At 57.5% G+C, this 13,974-nt stretch carries 13 protein-coding genes; all 13 read left to right on the top strand.

The features are described 5' to 3' along the window. Window positions 1–4 precede the first annotated feature (4 nt). The 13 genes from ACK28C_RS10040 (at window position 5) to ACK28C_RS09980 (ending at window position 13,906) form a co-directional block, all read left to right on the top strand. Complete coding sequence (locus ACK28C_RS10040; RefSeq protein WP_409152116.1) at window positions 5–2,929, top strand: YidC/Oxa1 family membrane protein insertase; 2,925 nt, start codon at window positions 5–7, stop codon at window positions 2,927–2,929. A gap of 175 nt (window positions 2,930–3,104) precedes the next feature. Then, window positions 3,105–4,286, top strand: a complete 1,182-nt coding sequence (locus tag ACK28C_RS10035; protein WP_409152115.1) for an AAA family ATPase — start codon at window positions 3,105–3,107, stop codon at window positions 4,284–4,286. Beyond that, on the top strand, window positions 4,283–4,969 hold the full coding sequence (locus ACK28C_RS10030; RefSeq protein WP_409152113.1) for a DUF4276 family protein: 687 nt from the start codon (window positions 4,283–4,285) through the stop codon (window positions 4,967–4,969). The genes ACK28C_RS10035 and ACK28C_RS10030 overlap by 4 nt, the downstream gene beginning before the upstream one ends. Before the next feature lie 24 nt (window positions 4,970–4,993). After that, entirely contained in the window at window positions 4,994–5,938 is a 945-nt protein-coding gene (locus tag ACK28C_RS10025; protein WP_409152112.1) for a hypothetical protein, read from the top strand. A 59-nt stretch (window positions 5,939–5,997) separates the two neighbouring features. Further along, the gene (locus tag ACK28C_RS10020; RefSeq protein WP_409152111.1) at window positions 5,998–6,630 is read left to right on the top strand and encodes a methyltransferase domain-containing protein; all 633 of its coding nucleotides are present in this window, start codon (window positions 5,998–6,000) and stop codon (window positions 6,628–6,630) included. A gap of 178 nt (window positions 6,631–6,808) precedes the next feature. Further along, window positions 6,809–7,522 (top strand): FkbM family methyltransferase, encoded by a 714-nt coding sequence (locus ACK28C_RS10015; RefSeq protein WP_409152110.1) that lies wholly within the window; start codon window positions 6,809–6,811, stop codon window positions 7,520–7,522. Between the two features lie 19 nt (window positions 7,523–7,541). Further along, a complete protein-coding gene (locus tag ACK28C_RS10010; RefSeq protein WP_208873783.1) occupies window positions 7,542–7,736 on the top strand; it encodes a hypothetical protein in 195 nt (64 codons plus the stop codon). Further along, window positions 7,733–8,734 (top strand): polysaccharide deacetylase family protein, encoded by a 1,002-nt coding sequence (locus tag ACK28C_RS10005; protein WP_208873784.1) that lies wholly within the window; start codon window positions 7,733–7,735, stop codon window positions 8,732–8,734. Before ACK28C_RS10010 ends, ACK28C_RS10005 begins: the two co-directional genes overlap by 4 nt. After that, window positions 8,731–9,939, top strand: coding sequence for a glycosyltransferase (locus ACK28C_RS10000; protein WP_409152109.1), 1,209 nt, complete (start codon window positions 8,731–8,733; stop codon window positions 9,937–9,939). Before ACK28C_RS10005 ends, ACK28C_RS10000 begins: the two co-directional genes overlap by 4 nt. Further along, window positions 9,932–10,864, top strand: coding sequence for a glycosyltransferase family 2 protein (locus tag ACK28C_RS09995; protein ID WP_015557030.1), 933 nt, complete (start codon window positions 9,932–9,934; stop codon window positions 10,862–10,864). The genes ACK28C_RS10000 and ACK28C_RS09995 overlap by 8 nt, the downstream gene beginning before the upstream one ends. 1 nt (window position 10,865) lies before the next feature. Next, window positions 10,866–11,876 (top strand): glycosyltransferase family 2 protein, encoded by a 1,011-nt coding sequence (locus ACK28C_RS09990; protein WP_409152108.1) that lies wholly within the window; start codon window positions 10,866–10,868, stop codon window positions 11,874–11,876. Further along, the gene (gmd, locus tag ACK28C_RS09985; protein ID WP_015557032.1) at window positions 11,877–12,968 is read left to right on the top strand and encodes a GDP-mannose 4,6-dehydratase; all 1,092 of its coding nucleotides are present in this window, start codon (window positions 11,877–11,879) and stop codon (window positions 12,966–12,968) included. After that, complete coding sequence (locus ACK28C_RS09980; protein ID WP_015557033.1) at window positions 12,968–13,906, top strand: GDP-L-fucose synthase; 939 nt, start codon at window positions 12,968–12,970, stop codon at window positions 13,904–13,906. Before gmd ends, ACK28C_RS09980 begins: the two co-directional genes overlap by 1 nt. The last annotated feature ends 68 nt before the right edge of the window (window positions 13,907–13,974 follow it).

Genomic DNA, 13,974 nt, shown 5'->3' with positions numbered 1-13,974 from the left:
TCTCTTGTTCAGGCCCGTTGTCGTCCTGTTGAAGTATCTTTATCTCGCCATTTTTTCCTGCACGGGCGATTGGGGTGCATCCCTCGTTCTGCTTGCGGTCGTGATGAACGTCCTGCTGCGGCCCCTCATGGCGTGGGCCGCACGGCTGCAGCAAAGGGAACGAAAGCTGCAGGATATTCTGGCTCCACAGATTCGTGAGATCAAGCGGGAACTGCACGGTGCGGAGCAGCATGCCGAGCTGACGGAGCTTTACAGGCGGTATGCCTATCATCCTATCTATGCGGTTCGCTCCAATGCCGGGCTCTTCATTCAACTTCCGTTTCTGATAGCGGCTTATGCGATGCTCTCATCCCTCGAGCTTTTGGAGGGGCAGCCTTATCTTTTCATCAGGGATCTGTCCCTGCCGGATTCGCTTTGGAACGGGATCAACCTGCTGCCGCTCCTCATGACGGCGGTCAATCTTCTGGCGGCATGGACGACGGAGAACTTTGGCACGCGAGAAAAGCTACAGGCCTCCGTCATAGGGCTCCTCTTTCTCCTCCTGCTCTATGGCGCTCCGTCGGCGCTGCTGATCTATTGGACCAGCAACAACGTCATCCTGCTCTTGAAGAATATCGCCCTTCCGGTCAGGCGTTTTCTGGGCGCGCATGTAAGTGTTTACGAAGTATCGGGTCGGAGGTTCCTCCCCGTCGGAAGGTGGAGGGTACTGACCAATATTCTGGCCGCCCTTTCGATGTTCGCGATCTTGGGATGCTACGTCTTTTTCTTCAGAAGGGGCTTCATCGGCCTGCGCTACGACGAGCTCTCCAGGCTCGCCACGTTCCACAACGCCTATATCTGTGCTTTCCTGTTCGTTTTTGCCCTTGTGTGGATGCTTTTCTGGCGTTTCCTGAGCCGGGGCTGGTCCCTTGCCGAACTTATGGCGAAGTCGGCCTACGTGTTGACGGGAGCGTTGGTCCTCCTTGCCTATATTTGCTTCACCCTCTTTCCCCTCGAGTTCTCGGAAGGCGCTTATTTTAAAATATTTTTTATTATGCTTGCCTCCTATCTGTTCTTTGCCCTGCTTCTCCCGGTTCCGGGGACGGAGCTTGCCGCCTTTGCCCGACGAGCGGCTGGAGGCAGGGAAAATGCCCTTTATTGTGCTTCTTCTTTGTTGCTGGCAGTCTTTCTCTGCGTCTTTTACCCATCGTTACTTTTTTTGACGGATCCAAGCTTTTTCCCGGATTCCCTGCCCGTCACCCTTCTGAAGCTAGGTTCTTATGGGATCGGCTTTTTGTTGCTGTCTCTCATGCTGTGGCTTTTATTGCCGTCGTTGCTACGCAGCCTGCTTGCATTCCTCGCTGCGCTGCTGGTCTGCGTCGTTTTGTCGAACGCCTTCCTTTTGACGGAGAAGTACGGCGACCTGGATGCCCTTATGTTCGGACAGCCGTGGTTCCTGCTGTATCCCGGTCCCAGAGTCTTCTTGAAGGACATCGGGAGCCTTCTCATCGCGTTCTCCATCCTCTCCTTCTGCTCGTGGAAAAGGAAGATGAGACACTTCATCAATGCCCTGTGGATTGTCTCCTTCGCTTTGATCGGTGTGAGCGGCTATTGTTACCTCTCGAGCGCGCACGTTCAAAGCGAGACCCTGGGAAGCGCCGATAAATTTCCTCCTTACCACAACCGTCTGTGGCGGTTCAGCAGGACGGAGAAGAACGTCGTCGCCTTTTTCTTCGATGGCTTTACGGGAGATCATCTGCAGAGAATCGTGGCTGCCGCTCCGGAGCTGGCCGAGGGACTGGATGGTTTTACCAGCTATCCCGACACCCTGGCGACGGGATGCATGACCTTTCTGTCCACTCCATCCATTTATGCCGGGCCTTCCTACAAGGCCAACGTGCTCAACCGCACGGAGCCCAACTCGCCCCTCCGGGAAAAATTTGCACGCTCCCTCACGGTCCTGCCCAATATCTTCGTCCGCAAAGGATATGATGTCGTCATGGCGGGGACGCCCTACCTGGAATCCGGGGATGTTTTTTTTCGTAGAGGCTTGGAGAGCCCGGAGTCCGTTCTCCTCCTGTATGGTGATAACTGGGCAAGGGACTATATTCCCTATTGGCAGCGTTGGGCGGAGGCGACGGGACTGAGCCTTCAGGATAAGGATGTGGATATATCGCGGTTCCTGTTGAACCTCTCCCTGTTCCGGGCGGCTCCCTTCAGTTTGAGGGTCAACCTCTACAACGGGGGAAACTGGAGAGGCGATGTTGCGGACCAGGTCCTGGAGGCCCGGCTGAGGACGCATTTCATGTCCAATCTACCTCCGATGCAGTTTATGGGCGATTTTGCCTCGGCCGATGAGGGAGCCCCGACGTTCAAAATCGTCCGCTCCATGCTGTCGCATTACACATGGCACCTGCCCCTGGAGGGGATGCAGCCGGTGCTCGATCCCTATCCCGCTACACCCGGCCAGTTTGTCCTTGTGGACGGGATAATTCCCGAGCACTATTATACGGAGACGCATATGGTGCGGTTCGTGGCGGATTTCGTGGCTTCCCTGAAGCGATTGGGGGTCTACGACAACACGCGTATCGTCATCTTTTCGGACCATGACTCCGGGGACAGCTGGGGTTTGAACAAAGAGTTGGGCAGGGACGCTTATCAGGGAGACCCCAATGCGTTGCTGATGTTCAAGGATTTTGGCTCTCATGGGCCGCTGCGCTTCTCCGACGCTCTGATGTCTTGCGAGGACATTCCGACCCTTTTGTTGGAGGGGATCGAGCGGGTCGACGGCATTCCTGACATGGAAGCGCTGCGGCGCATCAGCGGGCCGGACAGGGTACGCGTCCATTGTGTGGGGACGAGGACTCCGGATCAGAACCTGTTCGACGCAACGGTGTACACCGTGAGGGGAACGATATACCGGAAGGAAAACTGGTCGGAGGGAGAGTAGACGTGTCTGCGACGGAGAACTTTGCCCCAATCATCCTGTTTGTTATAATCGTTTTGAACACACCCACAGGACGGTGGAGACTTTGCGGCAGGGGCGTTCAGTTGTTGCATGTTCCTTGAGCCCAATCTTTGACGGGAGCTTTTGCGGAGAGAACTTGTAAGGAGAGCCGATAGAAATGGAAGAGAAGCCTTTTGACGAATTTTTTCAGGGGAAGGAGCGGTCCCCTGAAAGAATGCGGCTGGAAAGAATAGAGCTGAAGGGCTTCAGGTCCGTCAGTCCTCGGAGCCCCGCAAAAATTGACGTTGGGGACGTGACCGTTCTGTTGGGGGCAAACGGAGCGGGCAAAAGCAACCTGGTTCTCTTTTTCAAAATGTTGGGTTTCATGATGACGAGTTCCCTGCAAAATTTTGTGGGCAAACTGGGGGTTTCGCAGCTTTTGTTTCATGGTCCCAAAACAACGGAATCCCTTGAATTTACCCTGCATTTTTCATCCAAGACGGTGCGGAATACCTACGGTGTGAAGCTTTCTTTCGGCCTGCCCGATCGCCTTTTCGTCAGCGGCGAGAGCGTGACGCATCTTAGAGAGGGACATCGTCAGCCGCAGGAATATTTTCTGCCCGTCGGGAGGGACGAGGTGTCCATCAAAGAGGATACGCGCGAGGATACGTGTAAGACCAGCCGGGTCATTGCAAGATTCCTCTCCGGGGTTCGCGCGTATCAGTTTCACGACACGTCGGAAACCGCTCGCATCCGGGGCCGTTCTTATGTAGACGATTCAAAACATCTGCTCAGCGACGGCGGGAATCTGGCGGCTTTTCTCAAGCGGCTTAAAGAGGGCGATGAGTTTCGGCCATATTATGAGCGGATTGTCCGGCATGTCCGCCGGGTGATGCCGCAGTTCGGAGATTTTATGCTGGAGCCCCTTTCGGATAACGAACGCTATGTTCGCCTGAATTGGAGGAACGCCTGGGGCAATGACTATCTGTTCGGACCCGATCAACTGTCGGACGGCTCCCTGCGCTTCATGGCGCTTGCGGCACTGTTCCTTCAACCCCCTCAGTTGATGCCGGGGGTCCTTGTCGTGGATGAACCGGAACTGGGACTGCATCCCGCCGCGATCGTGGAACTGGCTGGGATGGTCCGCATTGCTGCGCAAAATACGCAGGTTCTTTTGGCCACGCAGTCGCCATGTCTGGTGGACGAATTTTCTCCTGAGCAGCTGCTCATCGTCGAGTTTGACAAGAAGGAGCGATGTTCCGTGTTCAGCCGACTGGATGCGGAAGCTCTGCGGGAGTGGCTGGAACGCTACAGTCTTTCGGATTTATGGGAGAAGAACGTCTTGGGAGCTCAGCCATGACGCGCTTGAACGTTATTGCCGAGGGGCAAACGGAGCAAAGATTTGTCCAACAGGTTCTCTCCGAACACTTGGCGTCTCAGGGTGTTTTCGCGTTCGCGAGATGTGTTCTGACGGGTCGTGACAAACGAAGTTCCAAGAGTTTTCGAGGTGGCATGACGACGTATCAGCGGGCCAAAAAAGATATCGAGACATGGATGGAGGAGGACAAGGACTCCAGGTGTTTTTTTACGACGATGTTTGATCTTTACGCCTTACCCACAGATTTTCCAGGATTTGGACAGGCGCTGGCCATCGACGATCCTTACAAGCGGGTTAAAGTACTGGAGGATGCGCTGGCTCAGGACCTCGGCAGCCGGCGCTTTATTCCCTATATCCAGATGCATGAGTTTGAGGCGCTGATTTTTTGCGATCCCTGGCAGCTGGGTCAGGAATATCTGGAGCATAAAACCGCAATCCAGAACCTCGCAAAAATGGCAGAAGACCAGAATCCAGAACTGATTGATGGCAATCCTGAGACGGCACCGTCAAAGAGGCTCCTGAAGGAGATCCCGGAATATGATAAGGTTATGGCAGGCGTTGAGGTGACGAAACGGATTGGGTTGCAGACGCTTAGAAGCAGGTGCGGGCATTTCAACGAGTGGATATCCAGGCTCGAGTCATTGGATTCCTCATCCGTCGAATAAATGCGATATTTGGAGAAGATTGATATGAACGCTGCTGCTCTCGCCCCCATAGTTTTGTTTGTCTATAACCGACCCGAGCACACGCGCAGGACGGTGGAGGCCCTGCGCGCCAATCGCCTGGCGCCGCAAAGCCGCTTGTTCGTGTTCTCCGATGGACCGAAGGACGACGGCGCGCAGTCCGCGGTGGATGAAGTGCGGCGGTACGTCGCTTCCATAGACGGCTTTGCCTCCGTCGAGGTGACGGCAAGCGACGGGAATCATGGGCTTGCCGCCTCGGTGATCGCGGGGGTCACCCGGATCGTGGAGGAGTTCGAACGGGCCATCGTGCTGGAGGACGACATGGTGACGGTTCCGCATTTCCTCGACTACATGAACGAGGGGCTGGACCTCTACCAGGATGATGAGGACGTCGCCACGATTCAGGGACATATCTATCCGTTGGACCTTCGCTCTTTGCCTCAGAGTTATTTTCTGCCGTCCCTGGGGTGCTGGGGCTGGGGGACGTGGCTTCGTGCATGGAAGGATTTCGAGCCGGACGGTTCGCTGCTGTTGCAACGCATCCGTTCGGCAAAACTCTCGCGCCGCTTTGATCTGGACGGCAGCTACCCCTACACACGTCTTCTGGAGCGTCAGTCCACGGGCCAGGTCGATTCCTGGGCGATACGCTGGTACGCCACAAATTTCCTTCTGGGGCGCATGGGGCTATACCCTTCGAAGTCCTTGCTGGAAAACATCGGTTTCGACGGATCGGGAATTCATTGCGGCAGTCCGGAGTCGGGGGGAAGCCTCTTCAACGGGGAGCTGGCAGGGGACCATGAACCGTTGAGCAGGATTCCTATCCGGGTTGATGAGGACATCCTGAAGGCTGCCGGGCGTGCGTTGAACAGGATGCTGCCTCCGCCGTTATGGGTCCGCGGCCTGCGGAAAATCCGGCGTTTTCTGGAGGCTGCTGTGAGGGGCAGAAAATAACCCCGAGATAGCTCCTCTCGAGAGCGTGGGCTGAAAAGATGGAAAAGGGATGAGATGTGATGAAGAACTATTACGATGAAAAATATTTTGATTGGCAGAGGGATATCGGCTCTTTTGGAGGGTGGGCCAATCGTACGAAATTTGAATCTTATATCTCCCCTGGGGACCGCGTATTGGATTTTGGTGGGGGGGGGGGGTATCTTATGGCCCAAATCAACTGTGCCGAAAAGAGGATCGTCGAGATAAACGCTTCGGCCCGAGAGCAGGCAAAAGCCATGGGGATCGAGGGCTACGCGAAATCGGCCGAGGTCGCCGACGCTTGGGCCGACGTCATCATATCGAACAACGCGTTGGAGCATACGGATTATCCTCTGAAAGAACTCGAGGAGCTTCACCGTGTGCTGAGGCCCGGCGGAAAAATTATTTTCGTGGTGCCCTGTTCGAATTATACTTATGCCTACAAGGCAAATGATATCAACCAGCATCTCTACAGCTGGAGTCCCATGGACATCGGCAATCTCTTTACTCGTGCCGGCTTTCATGTTTTGGAGTCGAAGCCGTATCGCCACAAGTGGCCTCCGTATTATCGTCTTTTGGCCCGGGGCGGGCGCCGTTTTTTTGACTTGTGTTGCTGGTTGTATGCGAGATGGGAGACAACTTGGGCACAGGTGCGTGTCGTAGCGGAGAAATAGGGAAGGGTAAATGGGAAGAGGACAAATTGCGCACGAAAGCGGCGTATCGAGGCGGTGGTGAGTGGTGTTTCCAAAACTTAAAAGAAGGCTGAGTTACCTTTTTACGTCCGAGGGGCGGGATTTTCTGCGGCTCTACTGCTCCTGCGCACGACGGGGACGTTACCGTCCCCTGAAAAACGTGTCCTTCAGGGGACTTTCCTTCGACGTCCCCGATGCGCCCAGTTTTTTCTGGCAATACGTTGATATCTTCAAAAATCGGTCTTATCTTTTCCGTGCCGATACCCCCTCCCCCGTCATTTATGACTGTGGGGCGAACGTGGGGGTAAGCGTTGCTTACTTCAAAAGCCTTTATCCCGGCGCCAGGATCGTGGCCTTCGAGCCGGACGAGGAAATATACGGTTATCTGAGTCGGAATTTATCTCGAAACAATCTTCTAGAAGACGTTGTCCTGCACAACGCTGCGGTTTGGACGCACTCGAAGGGAGTAGCTTTCGCTTCAGATGGCGCCGATGGAGGACACGTGGAGGAATGTTCGGGAGAGGGCGCCGTGCCCAGCGTAGATCTGAGGGAGATGTTGCTGGGTGAAGAACGTGTGGATCTTTTGAAGATGGATATCGAAGGTGCTGAGGCAGTAGTTATGCCTACATTGAAATGCGTATTAAAACGCGTGTGCAATCTGTTTTGTGAATATCATTCTTGGGGAACGGAACGGAACGGAACGGAACGGAACGGAACGGAACGGAACGGAACGTTGGGAAGTATCCTGGCAATTTTGGACGAGGCCGGTTTTCGTTATCGGCTCCTTCCCGTGGGGGGCTCTGCAGCAGCGCCCTTCGAGCATCACGGCTTCCCTTGGCAGGTCAATATTTTCGCGGTCAACGAGAGCCTTTAGAGTTTTGTTTGTAGTGGTATTGAGTACGGTTTTGTCGGCTGAAAGACTGTTTTCGGGGCACTTCCATGAGGTGGCTGTCAAGGGCTATGGAAATGTCTTTGCTGCCAAGGCGTTTTTGGATGGGCTCTCCGTGGAGGACGTGAACGATACGGGCCTGCTGGATTTTTACGACGAGGACTATACGATTACGATAGGGGTCTTTGCGAGAAAATGAAGGATACGATTCGGCGATGGATTCTAACGGGGCTCTCATGTCCTGCGGCAGCCCGTGTCCTGTGCCGTCTTCTGGGGGACGGCGTCTTTTGCGTCATGCTGCACCGGATAGGGGAGAAGGACCCGATGCGTCTGCCTCCGAACGAGGACATGAAGGTCTCCCCCGCCTTCCTGGAGCGCTTCATCGTCGACGCCAAGTGCAAGGGCTTCACTTTCCTTTCCGTCTCACAGCTGCATGCCGCCCTGACGGGAGAGGGGCCCTGGCCCTCCCGTTCCCTTGTCCTCGCTTTGGATGACGGGTATCGGGACAATCTGACCGAGGGCCTCTCCCTCTTCGAGAGGCACGGCGTTCCCTTTACGATCTACCTGAGCACCGCCTTTATCGGCAGTTCCTGCGTGCCCTGGTGGTATGGCCTGGAGGGGCTGCTTACCTCGCGGCCTGCACTCCTCTGGGAGGGGAGGACCTGGGATGTAAGGAGCGTCCCGGAGAAGAGCCGTCTCTTCATGCAAATTCGCGGACAGGCTCTGCTGGCGGAACAGGGGGCCGAGGCTTATGTCCTGGACCTGTGCCGGGATAACGATTATGATTGCGGAAGCGCCGATGGCCTTTTCCTGACGTGGGACGAGGTTCGGGCATTGCAGGCTCACCCCCTGGCCGAGCTGGGGAATCACGGGCACCGCCACCTGAACCTGCAGACGGTTTCCAGGGAGGCTGTCTACAGGGAGTTCTCTTTGGCCAGGGAGGAGATGGCCCGGCAGACTGGGTGCGTTCCCGCACATTACGCCTATGCCTATGGTCTCTTCGGCGATGAGGCGCTTTCCGTCGTTCGTGAGATGGGTGCCCTTACCTGTATGACGACGGCTCCGGGGCGCGTGTCGAGGGGCGATAGGGAAAAACTTTGGGCCCTGCCGCGCTTCATGCTGTACGAGGGGATGTCGGTTGACGATTTGCTGGCTCAGTCGGCCTACGTTTCCCTGAGGAGGAGCCTCAGGGGATGAAAGGAGGACGGATAGCCGTTGTCCTTGCCTCTTTGGGGCCGGGGGGGGCCGAACGGATCATGGTTCGTCTCGCCGGGCTTCTGGCACAGCGGGGATTTGCTGTCGATGTCGTCGTTCCGGCGCCTCAGTCGGATGCCATGAAGGCCGGGGTCCCAAAGGAGGTGGCCCTTGTAGAACTCGATGGAGGACATTATTTCGAGTCGCTCCGTCTTTTCCACAGGATTTTCAAGACGAAAAATATCTTTTTGCTCCCGTGGGCGTTTGTGGTCTTTTTCTGGAAACTCTTCGTCTCGACGAGGAGCCTGACGCGTTATATCGGGCGCCGCAGGCCGGACCTCCTGCTGACGGCCCATTACAACGCCATGACGCTGACGGCAAATTTCCTTGCCGGCAGGCCATCCCGGGTTGTTGTGACGGAGCACACGCTGCTCTCGGAGCATCTGAGACGCCAAGTCGCTCCCGTTCGCGTTTGCTTTTCCACGATGTGCCGTCTTTTTTACCCTAAAGCCGATCGCGTCGTCGGCGTTTCCTCCGCCGTCGCCGCTGATTTGGCCGCCCATTTTCGCCTCCCCGCTTCGCGGGTTTTGTACATCTATAACCCCGTGGTCGGAAGCGCTCTGGAAAGGAAGGCGGAGGAGGCTTGCCGTCATCCGTGGCTGACGGACAAAACGATCCCCACCTTGATTTCAGTCGCGCGCCTCAGCCCCGAGAAGGATTTTGACACGCTGCTGGAGGCCTTTTCCCTGTTGCGGCGGACGACGCCGGTTCGATTGCTCGTCCTGGGGGACGGCCCGGACCGAGTCCGCCTCGAACGCAGGGCTGCGGAGCTGAAGGTCGAGACGGACGTCGATTGGATGGGGATGATCGCCAACCCACTTCCATTGGTGAGGGATGCCGACGCCCTGGTGTTGTCGACCTTTTATGAGGGGCTTCCGACGGTCCTGATCGAGGCGCTGTACGTCGGGACGACCCCGGTGGCGACGGATGCCCCGGGGGGAATTCGTGAGATTTTGGAGGACGGCAGGTATGGCTACATTGTCCCCGTGCGGGATGCCCCTGCCCTCTCCGAGGGAATGCTGGAGGCCTTGCAGCAGCCGATGCCGAGGAGGATGCTGCGGGAGCGCGCTGGAGCTTTCTCCGAGAAACGGGCCGTTGACGCCTATCTGGAGCTTTTTGGGATGATAGGAGTAACGAGAGATGCGTGATATTAAAATGAGCATCGTCACCGTCTGTCTCAACGCTGCCGGGACGGTCGAACAGGCCATGGACAGCGTTCTCTCTCAGACCTGTCCTCCGTTCGAGTACATCGTCATCGATGGCGGCTCGACGGATGGGACGCGGGAGATCATCGAACGCTATCGGCCGCGGCTGACCCACGTCGTCCTCGAGCCGGACGAGGGCATCTACGACGCCTTCAACAAGGGTGTGGCCCGAGCCACCGGAGATGTCGTCGGTATCCTCAACGCGGACGACCTCTACGCGCCCTGGGCCCTGGAGACGGTGGCCGAGGCCTATAGACAAAGCCCGGACCCCGGCGTGTTTTTCGGCAAGCTGGCCGTGGTGGACGAGGCGCGTTGCCGCTGGACGGTCTATCCGGTGGGCGACCACCGCCGCCTTACCGGTCGTATGAGCATCGCTCACCCCGCGACCTTCGTTGCCCGCTCGGTGTACGATCGGCACGGCTTATTTGATCCCTCGTTCCGGGTATCGGGAGACTGGGACCTGATGCTGCGCTTCTTTCGATGGGGAGTGCCTTTCTGTCCTATAGACAAGGTGTTGACGGCCTTTCGGAACTCCGGGGTTTCATCGGCCTATTCGGAGAGGCTCTTCATGGAAAATCGAAGGATCTATAAGGATGCGCTTCCCCCTCTTGCCGCCTTTAAGGCTACACTCAAGATGTACCTGAAGCGTTGGGGCAGGCGCTGGATTGATGACCTTGGACTGTCCGAGTGCTATGCCCGTTATCGCGACAGCAGGCTTTTGTGCGCCGAGGTGTCAGGCGCGTTTGACGGCTCCTTTGGCAGACTATGGGAGGCCCTGTCCCATCGCAGGCCTTCGATGCCATCGACCGCGAGTGCCTCGAAAAAAGAGCCGAAGGATGGACGCAGACGTGGAAATGAGGTTCTTTAACGTGAGTGAGGTTATTTTGATGAACGTTTCTCTGGCTGTGATCATCGCTACCAAGGACCGAAGCAGCGAGATCAAAAGACATGCGCTGACAAGCCTGGAGCGATCGACCTGCCGTGATTTCCTCTGCGTGGTCTGGGACGCCAGCCAGGACGAGGAGACCCGAAGGGTGGTGGAGGATGGGGCTTGGACGTTTCCCTTGAAGTACTTCAGGGCGCCGCGGGCCGGCTCGGCATCCCAACGCAATGACGCAGTGAAGCAGGTCCTGATGCACGAGCGTTCCATACGTTACGTCCTGTTTATCGACGACGACTGTGAGTTGTCGCAGGACGCTTTGAAGGGGATTTTAACTACGTTTGAAAAAACGGGCGCATCTGTGGTGAATTTGCCTATGCACTCTCACTTGGAGCATGGGCCCTACGGATTATCCTCTTGGGTGAAGAAGAGATTGGGGTGGGATCATCATGGAGCTACCGAGTTTCTCTACAACTACGGAGCCTGGGAGGAAAAACGGGGAGGAGGTGCGGACTGGGCCAGCGGAGGGGGAATGGCCTTGGATGTGGATGTTTTTCGCAAATATAAATGTTTTTTCCCCGAAGATTTTCAGCGTTTTGGCGGCTATGCGTTGGGGGAGGATTTTGCGTTTTCCTTTTTTCTACATAAAAAAATGGGGATGCGAATCGTCAATAGTCTGGAAGGACATTTTTTTCATTATCCGGCTGGGGGGGCCCGTCTAAACCTCGCCAATATGGCGGCCTCCAAGTGGTACAACTTTCACCTGTTGTTTGAGTGCATCTACGACGACGTACACAGTCCAAAACTGCTGTGGCTGAAGGTGAAATTCAAGCTGTTCATGCTCGCGGCGGCTCTGAAGCTCCTGTTCCGGGCGCGGAGTCTCGATCTCTTCTCGTTGTTGCGCGGAATCGGCTCCGCCCGTGCGGCGTTGCGCGAGTTCCACGCAACACGAAGCATCAAAACCCTGATTCGCCGTATCGACGGCGCGGAGGAAGATTAGATGAAAACAGCTCTGATCACGGGCATCACCGGGCAGGACGGCGCCTATCTGGCTTCGTTTCTTCTGAAGAAGGGCTATAGCGTCCACGGCATCAAACGGCGCAGCTCGATCTTCAACACCGCCCGCATCGACGGGCTGTACAGGGACCTGCACGAGGAGGACCCTCACTTCTTCCTGCACTACGGGGATCTGACGGACGCCTCAAACCTGATCCGCATCATCCAGCAGGTCCAGCCGGACGAGATCTACAACCTGGCCGCTCAGAGCCACGTGAAGGTCTCGTTTGAGACGCCGGAGTACACGGCGGACTCGGACGGCATCGGAACGCTTCGCCTGTTGGAGGCCATACGCATCCTGGGCATGGAAAAGCGCACGCGGTTTTATCAGGCCTCCACCAGCGAGCTCTTCGGCAAGGTGCAGGAGACGCCCCAGAGGGAGACGACGCCCTTCTACCCGCGCAGTCCCTACGCGGCCGCAAAACTTTATGCCTACTGGATCACGGTGAACTACCGCGAGTCCTACGGCCTGTTCGCCTCAAACGGCATCCTGTTCAACCACGAGTCGGAACTGCGCGGCGAGACGTTCGTGACGCGCAAGATCACGCGCGCGGCCGCCCGCATCGCCCTGGGGCTCCAGGACAAAACGTGGCTGGGAAACCTGGACGCGAAGCGGGACTGGGGGCACGCCGAGGACTACGTCGAGGCCATGTGGCGCATCCTGCAGCACGACCGGCCGGACAACTTCGTCATCGCGACGGGGGAGACCCATTCGGTGAGGGAGTTCGCCACGCTGGCCTTCAAGGAGGCGGGGATGGAGATCGAGTGGCGGGGAAGCGGACTTGACGAGGTGGGCGTCGATGCCGGAACTGGCCGCGTCCTCGTCGAGGTGGACCCGCGCTACTTCCGCCCCACGGAGGTGGACCTGCTTCTGGGGGACCCCTCCAAGGCGGAGCGGGAGTTGGGCTGGAAGCGCAAGGTGTCGTTTTCGGACCTGGTGCGGCGCATGGTCCGCTATGACCTGGACCTCTTCAAGAAGGACATCCTGATCCGGGATGCGGGCTACGAGGTGCGCAGCGCCCTGGAGGAGCTGTGATGGACCGGAACGCCCGCATCTACGTCGCAGGCCACGGGGGACTGGTGGGCTCCGCCCTTGTCCGGCGCCTGACGTCTGCGGGATTTCGCAACCTCCTGCTCCGCTCGCACGGAGAGCTGGACCTGCTGTCGCAGCAAACGGTGCAGGACTTCTTTGAAGGCGAGAGGCCGGAGTACGTCTTCATGGCCGCGGCAAGGGTCGGCGGAATCCATGCGAACGCCGTCTACCCGGCGGACTTCATCTCCGAGAACCTCATGATGGAGACGAACGTCATCCGCGAGAGCTGGCGCACGGGGGTGAAAAAGCTCCTCTTTCTGGGAAGCTCCTGCATCTACCCCAAATTCGCGCCGCAGCCTATCCCGGAGGACGCCCTCCTGAGCGGGCCCCTCGAGCCGACCAACGACTGCTACGCCCTGGCCAAGATCGCGGGCATCCGGATGTGTCAGGCGTACAACCAGCAGTACGGGACGAACTTCATCTCCGTCATGCCCACGAACCTCTACGGGCCGGGGGACAACTTCGGCCTGGAGAACTCTCACGTCCTGCCGGCCATGATCCGCAAGGTCCACGAGGCGAAGGCGAAGGGTGCGGAATCGGTGACCCTGTGGGGGACGGGAACGCCGCGGCGGGAATTTCTCCACGTCGATGACCTGGCCGACGCCTGCCTCTTTCTCATGGAGCGCCACGACGGTTCGCGCATCGTGAACGTCGGGACGGGGGAGGACTTGACGATCTGCGAGCTGGCGGAGAAGGTGTGCGCCGTCGTCGGGTATGCAGGGCGGGTCTTGTGGGACGAGAGCAGGCCGGACGGAACCCCTCGTAAACTGCTGGACATCACCTTCCTCAGAGGGATGGGATGGCGCCACACCATCGACCTGGACGAGGGCATACGCCGGACGTACCAGGCCTTCCTCAAGGGCGGCGTGCGGGACGTTTGACAGGTCGAGTGGCCCGTATCCGGAGCAAAGAGGGGCGGACATCTTGAAGGTGTCCGCCCCCGTTTTAC

Source organism: Fretibacterium fastidiosum (assembly GCF_964642095.1).
In the GTDB taxonomy this organism is placed as follows: Bacteria; Synergistota; Synergistia; order Synergistales; family Aminobacteriaceae; genus Fretibacterium; species Fretibacterium fastidiosum.
This window is presented reverse-complemented; position numbering and strand designations above follow the sequence as displayed.

Coding starts and splice junctions, on each gene's coding strand:
- ACK28C_RS09980 (WP_015557033.1), top strand. CDS start 12,968: ATGGACCGGAACGCCCGCATCTACGTCGCAGGCCACGGGGGACTGGTG.
- ACK28C_RS10030 (WP_409152113.1), top strand. CDS start 4,283: ATGACGCGCTTGAACGTTATTGCCGAGGGGCAAACGGAGCAAAGATTT.
- ACK28C_RS10000 (WP_409152109.1), top strand. CDS start 8,731: ATGAAAGGAGGACGGATAGCCGTTGTCCTTGCCTCTTTGGGGCCGGGG.
- ACK28C_RS10020 (WP_409152111.1), top strand. CDS start 5,998: ATGAAGAACTATTACGATGAAAAATATTTTGATTGGCAGAGGGATATC.
- ACK28C_RS10035 (WP_409152115.1), top strand. CDS start 3,105: ATGGAAGAGAAGCCTTTTGACGAATTTTTTCAGGGGAAGGAGCGGTCC.
- ACK28C_RS10025 (WP_409152112.1), top strand. CDS start 4,994: ATGAACGCTGCTGCTCTCGCCCCCATAGTTTTGTTTGTCTATAACCGA.
- gmd (WP_015557032.1), top strand. CDS start 11,877: ATGAAAACAGCTCTGATCACGGGCATCACCGGGCAGGACGGCGCCTAT.
- ACK28C_RS09995 (WP_015557030.1), top strand. CDS start 9,932: ATGCGTGATATTAAAATGAGCATCGTCACCGTCTGTCTCAACGCTGCC.
- ACK28C_RS10005 (WP_208873784.1), top strand. CDS start 7,733: ATGAAGGATACGATTCGGCGATGGATTCTAACGGGGCTCTCATGTCCT.